Genomic DNA, 15,803 nt, shown 5'->3' with positions numbered 1-15,803 from the left:
GGCACGACGGCGCGGGCGGCGAAGCCCCGCGGTTCGGGTGTGGTGGCCCGGACGGCGGGAGCCCGGACCGGCGTCGCGCAAGGGCTCTGACCGTCCCGGCACGCCCGAACCGCTACTTCCGCCGCGCCTGCCAGAACAGGTACGCCGCCGTGGCCAGGGCTGCCGCTCGGAGGGTCCACGGCCAGGTCTCCGAGACCGCCTGGGTGAAGGCTCCAGGGGCGATCGGGTCGCCCCAGCGGCCGTCGAGGCGGCCCCACAGCCAGACCGCCGAGCCCGCCGCCACCGCGCCCGGCAGGAACAGCACGCCCCACTTCGCCTGCGTCCTCGTCAGGCGCCGGGTCGCGTACGCGAGGAGCCAGCCCGCCGCCAGCGCCGGCCATGAGCCGGTGACCGTGCCCAGCACCAGGCAGGCCGCCGCCAGCAGCAGCACCGGGTCGCCCAGTTTGCGGGACACCGCGGGCGGCGCTTCCGCCTCGGGCTTCTCGCGCTTGCCGAGCAGGATTCGGGCGAGGCGCTTGCCGCCCGAGGCCGGTTCCGGCTTCTCCGCGGGGGGCGCGGCGCTCGGCAGCAGTGCCCGCAGGCCCCGGCGGCGGGGCGGCTCCGGGGGCGCTTCAGCCGGGGGGTCCTTCGGCTTCGGCGGGGCCAGCAGCTCAGGGACCTCCACGCCGCCCTTGAAGCCCGGCACCACGCTCCACCAGTCCGGCTCGGGGCCCGCGTCCGGGTCGCGCGGCTCGGGGGCGTCCGGCGTCCGCTGCCCCGGCACGTTCAGCCCGCCGTCCCGCACCGCCGACACGACCGCGTCCGGCGACCCCAGGCGCGCCAGGATGCGGCGCACCTCCACCGGGCTGTCCGCGCCGCCGCCGCCGTCCCCCCGCTGCCGGTCGATCTCGTCCCGCAGCGACGCCACCAGGCTCATCCGCGCCTTCGACGGCAGTTGCCGCTGCTGCGCCAGGTCCCCGACCCTGCTCAGGTAGTCGAAGACCAGCTGGTCGCTCTCGATGCCCACCGTGCCCCTCCATCGCGCCCGTCGCCTGGCCGACGTCCCGACGTTAGCGCCTGAGGGCGGCGCCAGGGGGCTAACGTGGTGCGGATGGCGACCGGCGACACCGAGCGGGAGGCGTACGTGCCCGAGGACCAAGGCGGTACGGCGGCGCCCCGCACCCTCGCGGAGGCGCTGCGGGCCCGGGGCGACGAGGGGCTGGCCGCGCTGCTGCGGGCCCGCCCCGACCTGCTCGTACCCGTACCGAACGATCTGACCCAGCTGGCCACGCGGGCCGGGACGCGGGCGTCCGTCGTCCGCGCCCTGGAACGGCTGGACCGGTTCACCCTCCAGACCGCCGAGGCGCTGGCCGTCGCGCCCGACCCCGCGCCGTACGCGGTGCTGCGCGCCCTCATGGCGGGCGAGGGCGGCGACCCGCAGGTCGAGGCGGCCCTGCCCGGCGCCGTCGCGGCCTTGCGCGAACAGGCCCTCGTCTGGGGCGGCGACGACCGGCTGCGCCTCGTGCGCACCGCCCGCGAACTGCTCGCGCCCTCCCCGCAGCACCCCTCCCCGACCGGGCTCGGCCCGACCGTCGCGGAGGCCACCGCCGGGATGTCGCCCGGCCGCGTCCAGGAGATCCTCCAGGCGGTCGGCCTGCCCACCACCCACGACCCCGTGTCGGCGGTCGCCGCGCTGACCTCGCTGTTCACCGACCGCGCCCGCATGGACGCCCTCCTCGACCAGGCGCCAACGGAGGCGCTGGGCGTGCTGGACCGGCTCGTGTGGGGCCCGCCGTACGGCGAGGTCACCGCCAACCCGACGCCGCCCGTCCGCTGGCTCCGGGACCGGGGCCTGCTCCTGCCCACCACGGCCCGCACGGTCGCGCTGCCCCGCGAGGTGGCGCTGCACCTGCGCGGCGGGCGGGCGCACCGGACGGCCGAGCCGGTGCCGCCGGCCGTGGGGGCGGCGCGCGAGTACCGTCCACAGGTTGTGGACAGCACGGCGGCGGGCCAGGCGTACACCGCGCTCGCCACCGCCGAGGAGCTGCTGAAGAAGTGGGACGAGGGCGGCCCCGCCGTCCTGCGCGCCGGAGGTCTGTCCGTACGCGACCTCAAGCGCACCGCCACGCAGCTGGACGTGACGGAGCAGGCCGCCGCGTTCTGGCTGGAGCTGCTGTACGCGGCGGGGCTGCTGGCGTCGGACGGCGAGGCCGACGAGCGGTACGCGCCGACGCCCGCGTACGACGAGTGGCTTGACCTGCCGGCGGCGCGCCGCTGGGCCCGCCTCGCCACCGCCTGGCTCACCCAGACCCGCACGCCGGGACTGGTCGGCGGCCAGGACGCGAAGGGCCGCACCCTGTCCGCGCTCGGCCCCGACCTGGACCGGGGCGCCGCGCCCGAGGTACGCCGCCGGGTACTGGACCTGCTGGCCGCGCTGCCGCCGGGCGCCGCGCCGGAGGTGGACGCCGTGCTGGCCCGGCTGCGCTGGGAGCGGCCCCTGCGCGGCGCCGGGAACGCCGGTACGGACCTGCGCGCCCGGCTCGCCACCTGGACCCTGGAGGAGGCGGAGCTGCTCGGCGTCACGGGGCGGGGCGCCCTGTCGGCGCACGGGCGTGCCCTGCTGGGGTACGGGGGCGTGGACGCCGGGCACGAGTGCGTGGGCGCGTCCGGGGTGGACGCCGGGCACGAGGGCGTGGGCGCCCCGCACGGTGGCGCCCCGCACGGTGGCGCCCCGCACGGTGGCGCGCACGAAGGCGCCCCGCACGAGGACGCCGCCGTCGCGCTGCTCGCCCCGCTCCTGCCCGAGCCGGTCGACCACGTCCTCCTCCAGGCCGACCTGACCGCCGTCGCGCCCGGCCCGCTGCGCCGCCCGCTCGCCGACGCCCTCGCGGTCCTCGCGGACGTCGAGTCCAAGGGCGGCGCGACCGTGTACCGCTTCACGCCGGGCTCCGTACGCCGCGCCCTGGACGCCGGGCAGTCCGCCGCCGGCCTCCACGCGTTCCTGGCGGCGCACTCCCGCACGCCCGTGCCGCAGCCCCTGGCGTACCTGATCGACGACGTGGCCCGCCGCCACGGCCACCTCCGGGTGGGCGCCGCCTCCTCGTACGTACGCTGCGACGACGACGCCGTCCTCGGGGAGATCCTCGCCGACAAGCGGTCCGCGCCGCTGGGCCTGCGCCGCCTCGCCCCGACGGTCCTGGCCGCCCAGGCGGACCCGGCGGCGCTGCTGGCCGGGCTGCGGTCCATGGGGTTCGCCCCGGCCGCCGAGTCCGCCGAGGGCGATGTGCTGATCACCCGCGCCGACGCCCGCCGCACCCCGCCGCGCACCCCGCCCGCCCCCGTACCGGACGGCCCGCCCGTGCCGGACGCCACGCTGCTCGGGGCGGCCGTCCGCGCGATCCGCGCCGGGGACCTGGCCGCCACCGTCACCCGCAAGGAGCCGGAGACCCCCGCCCCGGGCGGCGGCTCCCTGCCGCGCACGTCGGCCGCCGAGACCCTGGCCACCGTCCAGGCGGCGGCGCTCACCAACTCGGCGGTGTGGATCGGTTACGTCAATGCCGACGGCGCCGCCAGCCAGCGCGTCATCGCGCCGGTACGGGTGGAGGGCGGCTACGTCACGGCGTACGACCACACGGCCGACGAGGTCCGCACGTACGCCCTCCACCGCATCACGGGCGTGGCCGAGCTCGCCGAGGAGTGAGCGGCGAACAGCGGGCATGCCAAAGGGCCCGGGGCGGGAACCCCGGGCCCTCGGCTCATCCGACGAGCGGGTCAGACGTCCAGCTGGTCCGCGACCGCGCGCAGCAGCCCGGCGATCTTCTTGCCGTGCGCCTTGTCGGGGTACCGGCCCCGCTCCAGCATCGGCGTGATGTTCTCCAGCAGCGTCGTCAGGTCCTGCACGATCGACGCCAGCTCGTCCGGCTTGCGGCGCTGCGCCGCCGCCACCGACGGGGTCGGGTCGAGGACCGTCACCGACAGCGCCTGGTCGCCGCGCTGCCCGGCGACCACGCCGAACTCCACGCGCTGCCCCGGCTTCAGGCTGTCGACTCCGGCAGGGAGCACCGACGAGTGGACGAAGACGTCGCCGCCGTCGTCGCGGGAGAGAAAGCCGAAGCCCTTCTCACTGTTGAACCACTTGACCTTGCCGGTAGGCACGTCCTGTCCTCGTCCTCGTACTCGATGGGTCCGCGATAAACGGCTCAAGGCGTCAAGGCTAATGGTCCCGGCCCTCGTGACAAGACGCCGCCGGTCCGTTCCCCCGGCCAGGGAACTACCCTGGCCGAATGCGTAGTGAAACCAACGCGGGCGACGCCCTTCCCGGAGACGGGCTCATTCGGGTCGGCGCCGTCCTGTTCATCATCGGAGCGATCGCCACGGTCGTCACCGTCGCACCACTCTTCCTGGGGACCGACCCGTTCCCCACGGTCGTGTACCTCGTGGCGATGCTGATGGGTGTCGGCTTCCTCGTCGCCGCCGCCGGAGTGCTCCGTTCCATCGCCGCGCAGCGGCGTCAGGCCCGGGAGTCGGCGCCCTCCGCGTAAGCCGCCCACCAGGCCGGAAACGCCGTCAGATCAGGCAGGACGACATCCGCGCCCGCCGCGCGCAGGGCGTCCTCGCCGTACGGGCCCGTCGCCACCGACACGGCGAGCGCGCCGGCCGCTCGGGCGCCGCGTATGTCGCCCAGGTGGTCGCCGACGTACACGGTCGCGCCGTGCTCGCGCAGCGCCTCCGCCTTCGCCTCGGCCCACAGCCACCCGACCACCGCGTCCGGCTCCAGGCCGAGGTGCTCGATGTGCAGCTTGGCGTGCGGCTCGTTCTTCGCGGTGACGACGACGCTCCTGCCGCCCTCCGCGCGAACGGCTTGAATCGCATCCCCCGCGCCGGGCAGCGCGAGCGACGGTCCGATGGCGTGTGTGGGGTAGATCTCACGGTACGCGGCGGCCATCTCCGCCACCCGCTCCTCGGGGAACCAGTGCGCCAACTCGTGCTCCAGCGGCGGCCCGAGCCGGGACACCGCCAGGTCGGCGTCGATCCACGCCCCCGTGCGCGCCGAAAGCTCCCGGTATGTCGCGTGAATTCCGGGGCGGGAGTCGATGAGGGTCATATCGAGGTCGAACCCGACGGTGAAAGGCATAAGAGCATTCTGCCCGCACCTTCCCGGACGCCCGGTGGGTGTTTTTCGGCCGCTGCTTAGACTTAGCCTCGCCTAACCGGCCGCCACGGCCGGGCGGGCGCACGTCCCCGTACCTTTCCGATTGGCTGCCGCTGTGCGTTCCCGACGTGTCCTCGCGACCGCCGCGGCCGTCGCCGCCCTCGCCGTCGCCGTCGTGCTGAGCCTCGCGGTCGGCGCCCGCCCCATCGCCCCGTCCGTCGTGTTCGACGCGCTGCTGCACGGCGCGGGCCGCAGCGGCGAGGGCGATGTCGTCCTGGAGCTGCGGCTGCCGCGCACCCTGATCGCGGTCCTCGTCGGCGCGGCCCTCGCCGTCGCCGGGACCGCCCTCCAGGGCATCACCCGCAACCCCATCGCCGACCCCGGCATCCTCGGCATCAGCCAGGGCGCGTCGGTCGGTGTCGTCCTGGCCATCGCGTTCGCCGGGGTGCACACGCTCAGCGGGTACGTGTGGTTCGCCTTCGCGGGCGCCGCCGCCGCGTCGGTCGCCGTGTACGCCATCGCGTCCAGCGGACGGGGCGGCGCCACGCCCGTGAAGCTCGCGCTCGGCGGCGCCGCGATCAACGCGCTGCTGCTGTCCCTGACGACCGGGGTGCTGACGACGAAGGCCGCCGCGCTGGACGAGTTCCGGTTCTGGCAGGCCGGGTCCGTCGCCGGGCGGGACGCCGTGATCGTCGCGCAGACCTGGCCGTTCCTGCTGGCCGGCCTCGCCCTGGTGGTGGCCGTCGCGCGCGGCCTGGACGCGCTGGCGCTCGGCGAGGACGTGGCGAAGGGCCTCGGCCAGCGCGTCGCGCTCGTCCGCGTCGCCGCCGGGGCCGGGGCGACCGTCCTGACTGGGGCGGCCGTCGCGGCGGCCGGGCCCATCGCGTTCGTCGGCCTCGCCGTCCCGCACATCGTCCGCGCCCTCGTCGGCGCCGACCACCGCTGGCTGCTGCCCATGGCGGCGCTCGTGGGGCCCGTGATGCTGCTGGCCGCGGACGTGGCCGGGCGGATCGTCTTCCCGCCGGGCGAGGTCCCCGCGGGCGTGATGACCGCGCTCATCGGCGTGCCGTTCCTGGTGGCGCTCGTACGGAGGAAGGCGGTACCGGCGTGACGGCTGCGGGATACGCGGTCATACGGGGCCGGGGCGCCTCGTTCCTGGTCCACCGGCGGGCCGTCGCCGTCGCCGCGGGGCTCGCGCTGCTCCTGGCCTCGGTGTCGGTGGCGTACCTCTGCGTCGGCGAGGAGTTCGTGGCGCCCGGCGAGGTGCTGCGCGTGCTGACCGGGCAGCCGTCCCCCGCCGACCTGGTGGTGGGCACGCTACGGCTGCCGCGCCTGGTGATCGGGCTGCTGGTCGGCGCGGCGTTCGGCGTGGCCGGGGCGCTCATCCAGACCGTCGCCCGCAACCCGCTGGCCAGCCCCGACATCATCGGCATCAGCCAGGGCGCGGGCGCGCTGACGGTCACCGCGATGACGTTCGGCGTGACGTCGTTCGCCGTGCTGCCGTACCTGTCCGTCGTCGGCGGGATCGCCGCGGCGCTCCTCGTGTACGTCTTCGCGTGGCGCGGCGGGCTGCACGCCACCCGGTTCGTGCTGATCGGCATCGGCTTCGCCATCGCCCTGCGGTCCGTGACGACCCTGATGATGACGAAGGGCGACTACCTGGTCGCCCAGCAGGCGCAGATCTGGATGACCGGCTCCCTCAACGGGCGCGGCTGGGACGAGGCGGCGCCACTCGGCTGGGCGCTCCTCGCGCTCGTACCGGCCGTGCTGTGGGCGGCGCGGGCGCAGCGGACCGTGTCGATGGACGACGACACCGCGACCGCGCTGGGCGTGCCGCTCGGCCGGGTGCGGCTCGGCCTGGTGCTGCTCGGCGTCGTCCTGGCGTCGCTCGCGACCGGCGCGGCGGGGCCCGTGGACTTCGTGGCGCTGCTGGCCCCGCAGATCGCGCGGCGCCTCACGCGGGGCGCGCAGATCCCGCTGCTCGGGTCCGCCCTGATGGGCGCGCTCGTCGTCGTACTGGCGGATCTGCTGGCGCGGCGGCTGTTCTCGCCGACCGAGCTGCCGGTGGGCGTCCTGACGGCGGCGGTCGGCGCGCCGTACCTGATCTGGCTGATCGTGCGGGGCCGCACGGGTGGAGGGAAGGCATGAGCGACGTGGGTACCGCGAGCGGCAGGCTCCAGGCGCGGGGGCTGACCCTCGCGTACGAGGACCGCACCGTCGTCGACGAGCTGGACCTCGCGATACCCGACGGCAAGGTCACCGTGATCGTCGGGCCCAACGCGTGCGGCAAGTCCACGACCCTGCGCGCCCTGGGGCGGCTGCTGAAACCGCGCGGCGGGGCGGTCCTGCTGGACGGGCGGGACCTGGCGTCCCTCCCGACGAAGAAGATCGCCCAGGTGGTGGGCCTGCTGCCGCAGACACCCGTCGCACCCGAGGCGATCACCGTCGCGGACCTGGTGGCGCGCGGGCGCCAGCCGCACCAGGCGTGGTGGCGGCAGTGGTCGGACGAGGACGAGCGGGCCGTCCAGGACGCGATGGCCCGCACCAACGTCGCCGACCTCGCCGACCGGTCCGTCGACGAGCTGTCCGGCGGACAGCGCCAGCGCGTCTGGATCGCGATGGCCCTCGCCCAGGAGACGGAGCTGCTGCTCCTGGACGAGCCGACGACGTACCTGGACATCGCGCACCAGGTGGAGGTCCTCGACCTGGTGCGCCGCCTCAACCGCACCCGGGGGCGCACCGTCGCCGTCGTCCTCCACGACCTGAACCAGGCCGCCCGGTACGCCGACCACCTGGTCGCCATGAAGGCCGGGCGGATCGTGGCGGCGGGACAGCCGGGCGAGGTCGTCACGGAGGAACTCGTACGCGAGGTCTTCGGCCTGGAGGCCACGGTCATCCCGGACCCCCTGACGGGCTCGCCCCTGGTGATCCCGGCGGCGCCTGCGCTTTCTTAGGGCTCGGTTCGGCTCCGGGGCGCTGAAGGCCTGTGCCGACGGTCGACCGTGCTCAGCCCTTCGTTCCTCAGGGCCTCCGCGCTCCCCCAGACTTCGTCCGGGGGCACCCCCACTCCCTCACGACACAGGCGCGCCCCTTCGCCTCACTCGCCGGTCCAGGGGGTGGGACCGCAAGGGCCCGCAGGTGGGCACCCACTCGCCAGGACGAGCGCGGGCCCGCAGGTGCGCATCGTGCCGTTCAGGTCAGCTCCTCCGGCAGGGGGGTCGCGTGGAGGACCTTCAGGCCGGACACCGCCCTGGTCAGGGCCACGTACAGGCGGCGCAGACCCGTGCGGTCGTCGGGCTCGGCTGCCACCACGGCGGCGGGCTCGTCGAGGACCACGTAGTCGTACTCCAGGCCCTTCGCGAGCGACGCCGGGACCAGCGTGAGCCGTACGTCCGGGGTCGTCTCCTCGCCCGGCGACAGGTACGGCACGCCCGCCGCCCGCAGCGCCTCCTCCAGGGCGGGCAGGCGCGGGTCGGCGGCGATCAGCCCGATGGAGCCCTCCCGGCCCAGGAACTCCGCGCACGCCGCGACGACGTCCGCGTCCCGCCGCTCCGGGTCCACCCGCCGCACCTCCAGCGAGCCCGGGTTCTCGCGGACCGAGCGGACCTCCGCCAGGCCGGGCGCGATGTGCGGGAGGAGCCGGGAGGCATACGCGATCACGTCGCGCGGCACGCGGAAACCGGCCGTCAGCTCCTCCACCAGCGCGTCCGGCTTGCCCAGGTGCCGCAGCGCCTCCGCCCAGCTGCGCGTCGCCCACGGCGTGGTGCCCTGCGCCAGGTCGCCCAGCACGGTCGCGGAACCGGTCGAGCAGCGGCGCCCCACCGCGCGGTACTGCATCGGCGACAGGTCCTGCGCCTCGTCCAGCACGACATGGCCCAGCGAGTGCGTGCGGGCGACCAGGTCGGCGGCCTCGTCGACCAGTACGGCGTCGGCGGGGGACCACTTCGCGGACTTCACGCTCCTGGGCGGCCTGGCCCACAGGATGGCCTTCTGCTCGTCCTCGTCCAGCAGCCCGTCCGCGTGCTCCGCGAGGAACTCCGCGTCGGACAGCAGCCGCAGCACCAGTTTCGCCGGGTCCACGGGCGGCCAGATCGCCTTGACGGCCGCCTTCACCGCCGCGTTGCGCGCCACCTGGTCCTGCACCCGGTCGTCGGGCGCCTCCCCGGTGGCCTCCATCCGCACCAGCACCGCGTGCGCGATGCGCTGCGGCAGGGCGTCGCGGGCGGCGCCGTACCGCATGTCGCGGGCGAGGAGCTCGGTGACGATCTCCTCAACCTCGTACGCGGGAATCCGCCACCGCCGCGAACCGCGCACCACGACGACCGGCTCGGTCGGCAGCGTGACGTGCGAGCGGACCGCGCGGCGCAGGACCTCCGCCATGCGGGCGTCGCCCTTCACGACGGCGGCCGTCGCGTCGTCCGTGCCGCGCACCTCGACATGGGCGCCGACGAGGTCGTCGACGGTGGCCTGCTTCACCTCCAGCTCGCCGAGGGCGGGCAGGACCTGCTCGATGTAGCGGAGGAACGACCGGTTCGGCCCGATGACGAGCGTGCCGGTACGGGCCAGGCGCTCGCGGTGCGCGTACAGCAGGTACGCCACCCGGTGCAGGCCGACGGCGGTCTTTCCGGTGCCGGGGCCGCCCTGCACGCACACCGTGCCGGACAGGCCGCTGCGGACGATCTCGTCCTGCTCGGGCTGGATCGTGGCGACGATGTCCCGCATGGGCCCGACGCGGGGCCGCTCGATCTCCTGCTGGAGGAGGCGGCTGGTGGTCTCGGCCTCGGCGGGGTCGGTGAGGTGTTCGTCCTCGTACGCGGTGAGGTCGCCGCCCGTGTACCCGAACCGGCGCCGCAGCCGCACGTCCTGCGGGTCGCGCCTGGACGCCCGGTAGAACGGCTGCGACACGGGGGCGCGCCAGTCGATGACCATCGGGTCGCCGTGCGCGTCGTGGACGTGCCGCCGTCCGATGTAGAACCGCTGGCCCTCCTGGGTGGTGGGCAGGTAGTCGAGCCGCCCGAAGAACAGGGGCGTGTGGGCCAGGTCGGCGAGGGCCTTGACGCGGTCGTCGATCTGGCGCTGGAGGACCGCGGCGTTCACCCAGTTGGCGGTGACGTCACGGATGTCCAGCGCTTCCACGTCCTCCCGCATGGCGCGCAGCGCGGCCCGGGACGCGGCGAGGTGCGCGCGCTCGCGGCCGAGGGGATCGGTGTCGGTCGTGGACATGGCGGTGCCTCCGGCGCTGGAACGGTGGTCGTTGAGGGCCGTCCGGTTTCCGACCGGAGGGCGGCACTCCCGACGGGGAGGCGGGCAAGCGGGAGATTGTAATGAGGGCCCGGCGGGACGCGCGAACGGTTTTCCGGGCGCCTGCCTCGGCGCCGCCGCAGGGCGGGCACGGTAATGCGCCACATGTCAGCTCGATAGCGAGTATTCCAGCCGATCACTGATCACCCAGTTGGTCCGGCGTCGTCGCCAGCGCCATGATGCCTGCAGTCGAACGGAAGATCATTTGGGGGGGGATTACCTCGTGAAGTGGAGGAAGGCGGCAACGCTTGGAGCCGCCATCACAACCTTGGCTATTGGCGCGCCCACGGCGATAGCGGCGAGCCATTCCTTTTCCTGGACAGCGGGCGCGTTCAGCAAAGGCAGTGAGTCGCGCCGCTGGGATTCGCTCGGGGGGAACACACAGACGCAGACTTCCTGCACACGAACTGGTGGCGGCCGGGGTGGCACCGTGTCGTACGAGCTGTGGCGGGATGTCTCCTGGGCGCCCGATGACAAGATCGGGAGTCTGTACTTCGACTGCTCCCTCACAGACCAGACGAAGTCCTGGGTCAAGACCTCGTCCGGGAAGTTCTACTGGAAGCTCTGGACGGTCCCTACGGACTGTCTCACGCCGGGCGGTAACTGCCCGATGGACTTGACTGGCCGCACCGCCTACACGACCAGCTGAGGCAGTCATTTCGTGATGTTCCACGACGAGGAGCGGCAGGCCGTGCTGGCCTGCCGCTCCGTCAGCAAGACGTACGGTTCGCAGGCCGCCGTCTCGGACGTGACACTGGACGTGGCGCCCGGTGAGGTGGTCGGGCTGCTCGGTGCCAACGGGGCCGGGAAGACGACCCTCATGCGCATGGTGTGCGGGCTGGTCAAGCCGACGGCGGGGTCCGTGCGAGTGCTGGGCGAGCACCCGCCGTACACACCCGGCGTCGCCCGGCAGGTCGGTGCCGCCCTGGACACGCCCGCGTTCTACCGGTGGATGACCGGGCCCGCCCAGCTGCGCAGCCTGCTGAACTCCTCCGGCCTGCCGGACCGGGGGGAGCCGCTCGCCGCACTCCGACGCGTCGGCCTGGAGGGCGAGGCCCGGAAGAGCATCCGCGCCTACTCGCAGGGAATGCGCCAGCGCCTCGCCCTCGCGGCGGCCCTGATGCGCGAACCGCGCCTGCTGGTCCTCGACGAACCGACCAACGCGCTGGACCCGCACGCCGTCGTCATGGTCCGCGAGCTGATCCGGCGGGAAGCGGACAGCGGTACCGCCGTCCTAATCTCCAGCCACCAGCTCGACGAGGTGCAGCGGATCTGCGACCGGGTCGTGGTCATGGACCGCGGCACCGTCGTCGCCAGCGGGGCACTCGACGAGATCGGCCTGGGCGGGGCCGAGTCGCTGGAGGACTGGTTCTTCCGGATCACAGGGCAGAAGGGGTCCTGGTGACGATCTGGCACGTGCGCGCGGAGTGGCGCAAGACCGCCCTGCGCCCGTTGACGCTCCTGCTGTTCGCGATCCTGACCGTCGGCTGTGTGACGACGGCGTTCTACGCCCAGGACTACTGGTCGGGCAACGTGAACCAGGCCCACAAGAATCTGCGGAACATCGAGAGCGGCGAGTCGTACCGGAGCTGTCTGGAGCTCAATCCGAAGCTTGGGCCCGAATACTGCCGCGGAATCGGGGAGATGGAGCGGCGGAGCACCGAGGAATGGGTGGCCGACTCACGGGAGAAGGCCGCCGAGGCCGCCCGGGCGCAGACCGTGCCCGGCGCCTTCGGCTGGGCAGCGCAGGCCTTCGCCTCCTTCCCCGGGCTCGTGGTCGTGCTCCTTCTCGCCGCGCAGTCGATGGGCGCCGAGTACGACAACCGGACCGCCGGGAACCTCCTGCTGGCCGACCCGCGCACCCGTACGCACATCCTCGCCAAGGCCACCGCGCTGTGGCTCACCACGGCCACGGCCCTGTGCTGCGCAGGTGCGGCCGTGGCCGTGTTCGGCCTGGTGAAGGGGCGCTCGGACTACCCGCTCCACGCGTTCCACCTCCCACCGGGCGAGGACCTGCTCCACGGGCTGCGCCTCTGGGGCGGCGCCCTGGTCGTCACAGCCGTCTGGAGCGTCATCGCCGTCGCGCTCACCGCCCTGGCGCGCAACCAGGCCGGCGGGATCGCGCGCTCCGGGGCCGTGCTCGTCCTCCTCATGCTCGGCTCGGGCGCCGCCGGGCTGTGGGGCTGGCTGCCCGGCGGCATCGTCGCCGACGTGATGGCCTTCCACCCCGGCGACGTCCTGTGGAACGTCTGGTGGGGTCCGGAGCCCGGCAGCCCCGTCCCCCTTGCTGTCCGCGCCCTGCCGACCGTGCTCATCACCGCCCTGGGGATCCGGTGGATCATGCGCGCCGCCGGGCGCGGGAACGAGGTCACATGACCGGGTGGCTCAGTTGCTGGTACGCCGAGCTGCGCAAGGCCGTCCTGTCCCCGGTCGTCCTCCTCACGGCGGTCGGCGCCGTACTGGTGGCCGCGGGGATGGGGCTGTACGGCTACCGGAACGCCCACCGGCACTTCAGGGACGACGCGCCCGCCACGTACATCGCCGACCCGGCGGGGGCCCTGTACGCGGCGGCCCAGCACTCCGGCACCTTCGTCGGTCTCGTCCTCGCCGCCGCGCTGGCCGGCGCACTGTACGCGGTCGAGTGCGAGTCCGGCATGTGGCCGTCCCTGCTGGCGAGCCGGCCGGGACGGGCCCGGATGATCGCTCTGAAGGCGGCGGTCGCCCTGCTGCTGACGGCCGCGTTCACGGTCGTCCTCGCCGCCGTCCTGCTCGTCGCGGGACGGACGGCCGCCGGAGTCACGGGGTTCGCCGCGAGCGACGGCCCCGGCTGGGGGGCGGCCGCGCTGGCCGTGGCCAGGTCCCTGGTGGTTCAGGCCCTCTTCGTCGCGGTCGCGTTCACGGCGGCCGCCCTCACCCGACGGACCGTCGCGACGATGGCCGGCGCTCTGGGGCCGGTGATCGTACTCGCGCCGGTTGTCGGCATCGACGGCATCACCCCGCTGCACCCGCAGACGTGGGTGGCCGCATGGCTGCGCCTCCAGGAGGAGGCGCAGTACTCCCTCTACCTGTGGACGAGAGAGCCGTCGCCGGGGACGGGAGCGCCGGGCGTGGTGGCGCTCCTGGCGCTCGCCGCCGTCCACGTCGGCGTCCTGGCCCTCGCCGCCAGGGGCGACCGGCTGTTCCGCCCCGCCGACTGACCGGCCCGCCGCCGTCGCGGGCGGGGCGGCGGGGGCCGTCGGCGCGGTGAGGACGTCCGGCATCCCGCCGGGGGGCGGCCGCCGTCCGGGATGCCGACCGGTACCCGACGCGTACGCCCCGTAGGGGACGCCGTATGCCTGGAGTCGTACGCGGACCGGCGGGAGTTCCGTCCGCAAGGCGATGAGAGCCGGGTGCTCCGGGCACCGGCATGGAGGCATGAACTCAACGCCCCTCACCCCCACGGCCCGTTTCCCCCGCGCCCGCGTCCCGCAGGCGCCCGGCGCCACGACGCCCGCGACGCGCGCGTCGCGGCTCGGCGGCGCGCTGCACGCGGTGCGGGTCTTCGCGACGGCGGCGTTCGGCGTCGCCGTCCTGGGCGACTACGACGCGGACGCGGCAGGGATCAGGCGACGCTGAGCCCGCCAGGGCGGTCGAGCCGCCCGCGTCGGGCTTACGCCTCGCTCAGCAGGTCGCTCGCGTCCATGATGCGGTACGCGTAGCCCTGTTCCGCCAGGAAGCGCTGGCGGTGGGCCGCGAAGTCCTGGTCGATCGTGTCGCGGGCCACCACCGAGTAGAAGTGCGCCTGGTGCCCGTCCGACTTCGGGCGCAGCACCCGGCCGAGGCGCTGCGCCTCCTCCTGGCGGGAGCCGAACGTGCCCGACACCTGGATCGCGACCGTCGCCTCCGGCAGGTCGATGGAGAAGTTCGCGACCTTCGACACGACCAGCACGCTGATCTCGCCGTTGCGGAACGCGTCGAACAGCTTCTCCCGCTGCGCGTTCGACGTCTCTCCCTTGATCACGGGCGCCCCGAGGTGTTCGCCCAGCTCGTCCAGCTGGTCGATGTACTGGCCGATCACCAGGATCTGCTGGCCCGCGAACTTCCGGACGATCGCCTCGGTGACCCGCCGCTTCGTGTCGGTCGTCGCGCAGAAGCGGTACTTCTCCTCCGCCTCCGCCGTCGCGTACGCCAGCCGCTCCGACTCGGTGAGGTCCACGCGGACCTCCACGCAGTCGGCGGGCGCGATGTACCCCTGCGCCTCGATCTCCTTCCACGGCGCGTCGAACCGCTTCGGGCCGATCAGCGAGAACACGTCCGACTCGCGGCCGTCCTCCCGCACCAGCGTCGCGGTCAGGCCGAGGCGGCGCCGCGCCTGGAGGTCGGCGGTGAACTTGAACACCGGCGCGGGCAGCAGGTGCACCTCGTCGTAGACGATGAGGCCCCAGTCGCGGGAGTCGAACAGCTCCAGGTGCGGGTAGACGCCCTTCCGCTTGGTCGTCAGCACCTGGTACGTGGCGATGGTGACCGGGCGGATCTCCTTGCGCGTACCGGAGTACTCGCCGATCTCGTCCTCGGTGAGCGACGTCCGCTTCACCAGCTCGTGCTTCCACTGCCGGGCCGACACCGTGTTGGTGACCAGGATCAGCGTCGTCGCCTTCGCCTTCGCCATGGCGCCCGCCCCGACGAGGGTCTTGCCCGCGCCGCACGGCAGCACCACGACACCCGACCCGCCGTGCCAGAAGCCCTCGACGGCCTGCTGCTGGTACGGGCGCAGCGCCCAGCCCGCCTCGTCCAGGTCGATGCGGTGGGCCTCCCCGTCCACGTACCCGGCGAGGTCCTCGGCGGGCCAGCCCAGCTTGAGGAGGGTCTGCTTGATCTGTCCGCGCTCCGAGGGGTGCACGGCGACCGTGTCCGGGTCGATGCGCTCACCGACCAGCGGCTTGATCCGCTTCGACCGGAGCACCTCCTCCAGGACGGGCCGGTCGGTGCTGGTGAGGACAAGCCCGTGCACGGGGTGCTTGCTGAGGGTGAGCCGCCCGTACCGGGCCATCGACTCCGCGACGTCCACCAGCAGCGCGTGCGGCACCGGGTACCTGGAGAACTCGACCAGCGCGTCCACGACCTGCTCGGCGTCGTGGCCCGCGGCCCGCGCGTTCCACAGGCCGAGCGGCGTGACCCGGTACGTGTGGATGTGCTCGGGCGCCCGCTCCAGCTCGGCGAACGGCGCGATGGCGCGGCGGCAGGCGTCCGCCCGCTCGTGGTCGACTTCGAGCAGCAGCGTCTTGTCGCTCTGGACGATCAGCGGTCCGTTCACGCGGTCACCCTTTCCCTACGGCCCCGTCCTGCACGGCTCCGATCCCTACGGCTCCGGGACGCGGCCAGCTCTCCAGTG

The 15,803-nt window shown here is 74.2% G+C and carries 14 protein-coding genes; 9 read left to right on the top strand and 5 right to left on the bottom strand.

What is annotated here, in order from left to right:
• Positions 1–112: 112 nt before the first annotated feature.
• A complete protein-coding gene (locus J116_RS15475) occupies positions 113–1,006 on the bottom strand; it encodes a hypothetical protein (RefSeq protein WP_023587977.1) in 894 nt (297 codons plus the stop codon).
• A gap of 84 nt (positions 1,007–1,090) precedes the next feature.
• Here J116_RS15475 and J116_RS15470 point away from each other — a divergent pair, with 84 nt between their 5' ends.
• A complete protein-coding gene (locus J116_RS15470; protein WP_023587976.1) occupies positions 1,091–3,679 on the top strand; it encodes a helicase C-terminal domain-containing protein in 2,589 nt (862 codons plus the stop codon).
• Positions 3,680–3,750: 71 nt separating this feature from the next.
• On the opposite strand, the gene J116_RS31370 is transcribed toward J116_RS15470, so the two are convergent.
• On the bottom strand, positions 3,751–4,134 hold the full coding sequence (locus J116_RS31370) for a cold-shock protein (protein ID WP_023587975.1): 384 nt from the start codon (positions 4,132–4,134) through the stop codon (positions 3,751–3,753).
• A gap of 128 nt (positions 4,135–4,262) precedes the next feature.
• Between J116_RS31370 and J116_RS15460 the strand changes: the two genes are divergently transcribed.
• The gene (locus J116_RS15460; RefSeq protein WP_023587974.1) at positions 4,263–4,520 is read left to right on the top strand and encodes a hypothetical protein; all 258 of its coding nucleotides are present in this window, start codon (positions 4,263–4,265) and stop codon (positions 4,518–4,520) included.
• On the opposite strand, the gene J116_RS15455 is transcribed toward J116_RS15460, so the two are convergent.
• Positions 4,490–5,113 (bottom strand): HAD family hydrolase, encoded by a 624-nt coding sequence (locus J116_RS15455; RefSeq protein ID WP_023587973.1) that lies wholly within the window; start codon positions 5,111–5,113, stop codon positions 4,490–4,492. The genes J116_RS15460 and J116_RS15455 overlap by 31 nt on opposite strands.
• A 121-nt stretch (positions 5,114–5,234) precedes the next feature.
• Between J116_RS15455 and J116_RS15450 the strand changes: the two genes are divergently transcribed.
• From J116_RS15450 to J116_RS15440, 3 genes are read left to right on the top strand one after another with little or no spacing between them, the layout of a single operon-like run.
• On the top strand, positions 5,235–6,242 hold the full coding sequence (locus J116_RS15450; RefSeq protein WP_028964088.1) for a FecCD family ABC transporter permease: 1,008 nt from the start codon (positions 5,235–5,237) through the stop codon (positions 6,240–6,242).
• On the top strand, positions 6,239–7,279 hold the full coding sequence (locus J116_RS15445) for a FecCD family ABC transporter permease (RefSeq protein ID WP_023587971.1): 1,041 nt from the start codon (positions 6,239–6,241) through the stop codon (positions 7,277–7,279). Before J116_RS15450 ends, J116_RS15445 begins: the two co-directional genes overlap by 4 nt.
• Positions 7,276–8,085 (top strand): ABC transporter ATP-binding protein, encoded by an 810-nt coding sequence (locus J116_RS15440; RefSeq protein ID WP_023587970.1) that lies wholly within the window; start codon positions 7,276–7,278, stop codon positions 8,083–8,085. Before J116_RS15445 ends, J116_RS15440 begins: the two co-directional genes overlap by 4 nt.
• Positions 8,086–8,323: 238 nt before the next feature.
• Here J116_RS15440 and J116_RS15435 read toward each other — a convergent pair whose 3' ends face one another.
• On the bottom strand, positions 8,324–10,354 hold the full coding sequence (locus J116_RS15435; protein WP_023587969.1) for a HelD family protein: 2,031 nt from the start codon (positions 10,352–10,354) through the stop codon (positions 8,324–8,326).
• A gap of 742 nt (positions 10,355–11,096) precedes the next feature.
• On the opposite strand from J116_RS15435, the gene J116_RS15425 reads away from it, so the two are divergent.
• The 4 genes from J116_RS15425 to J116_RS15410 all read left to right on the top strand — a co-directional run bounded on the left by J116_RS15425 (position 11,097) and on the right by J116_RS15410 (position 14,047).
• Complete coding sequence (locus tag J116_RS15425; RefSeq protein WP_051203517.1) at positions 11,097–11,837, top strand: ABC transporter ATP-binding protein; 741 nt, start codon at positions 11,097–11,099, stop codon at positions 11,835–11,837.
• Positions 11,834–12,808: an ABC transporter permease gene (locus tag J116_RS15420; RefSeq protein ID WP_023587965.1), complete on the top strand. Its 975-nt coding sequence runs from the start codon at positions 11,834–11,836 to the stop codon at positions 12,806–12,808. The genes J116_RS15425 and J116_RS15420 overlap by 4 nt, the downstream gene beginning before the upstream one ends.
• Positions 12,805–13,629 (top strand): hypothetical protein, encoded by an 825-nt coding sequence (locus J116_RS15415; protein WP_023587964.1) that lies wholly within the window; start codon positions 12,805–12,807, stop codon positions 13,627–13,629. The genes J116_RS15420 and J116_RS15415 overlap by 4 nt, the downstream gene beginning before the upstream one ends.
• Positions 13,630–13,846: 217 nt before the next feature.
• A complete protein-coding gene (locus tag J116_RS15410) occupies positions 13,847–14,047 on the top strand; it encodes a hypothetical protein (RefSeq protein ID WP_028964087.1) in 201 nt (66 codons plus the stop codon).
• A gap of 34 nt (positions 14,048–14,081) precedes the next feature.
• On the opposite strand, the gene J116_RS15405 is transcribed toward J116_RS15410, so the two are convergent.
• On the bottom strand, positions 14,082–15,725 hold the full coding sequence (locus J116_RS15405) for a DNA repair helicase XPB (protein WP_023587962.1): 1,644 nt from the start codon (positions 15,723–15,725) through the stop codon (positions 14,082–14,084).
• Positions 15,726–15,803: the final 78 nt, after the last annotated feature.

Source organism: Streptomyces thermolilacinus SPC6 (assembly GCF_000478605.2).
GTDB classification, from domain to species: Bacteria; Actinomycetota; Actinomycetes; order Streptomycetales; family Streptomycetaceae; genus Streptomyces; species Streptomyces thermolilacinus.
Note: the sequence above shows the minus strand (reverse complement) of the source record. Positions and strands in the feature narration are given on the sequence as shown.

Excerpts from the sequence above, each read along its gene's own strand:
- J116_RS15435 (WP_023587969.1), bottom strand. The coding sequence starts at position 10,354 with ATGTCCACGACCGACACCGATCCCCTCGGCCGCGAGCGCGCGCACCTC.
- J116_RS15440 (WP_023587970.1), top strand. The coding sequence starts at position 7,276 with ATGAGCGACGTGGGTACCGCGAGCGGCAGGCTCCAGGCGCGGGGGCTG.
- J116_RS15460 (WP_023587974.1), top strand. The coding sequence starts at position 4,263 with ATGCGTAGTGAAACCAACGCGGGCGACGCCCTTCCCGGAGACGGGCTC.
- J116_RS15470 (WP_023587976.1), top strand. The coding sequence starts at position 1,091 with ATGGCGACCGGCGACACCGAGCGGGAGGCGTACGTGCCCGAGGACCAA.
- J116_RS15425 (WP_051203517.1), top strand. The coding sequence starts at position 11,097 with ATGTTCCACGACGAGGAGCGGCAGGCCGTGCTGGCCTGCCGCTCCGTC.
- J116_RS15455 (WP_023587973.1), bottom strand. The coding sequence starts at position 5,113 with ATGCCTTTCACCGTCGGGTTCGACCTCGATATGACCCTCATCGACTCC.
- J116_RS15415 (WP_023587964.1), top strand. The coding sequence starts at position 12,805 with ATGACCGGGTGGCTCAGTTGCTGGTACGCCGAGCTGCGCAAGGCCGTC.
- J116_RS15410 (WP_028964087.1), top strand. The coding sequence starts at position 13,847 with ATGAACTCAACGCCCCTCACCCCCACGGCCCGTTTCCCCCGCGCCCGC.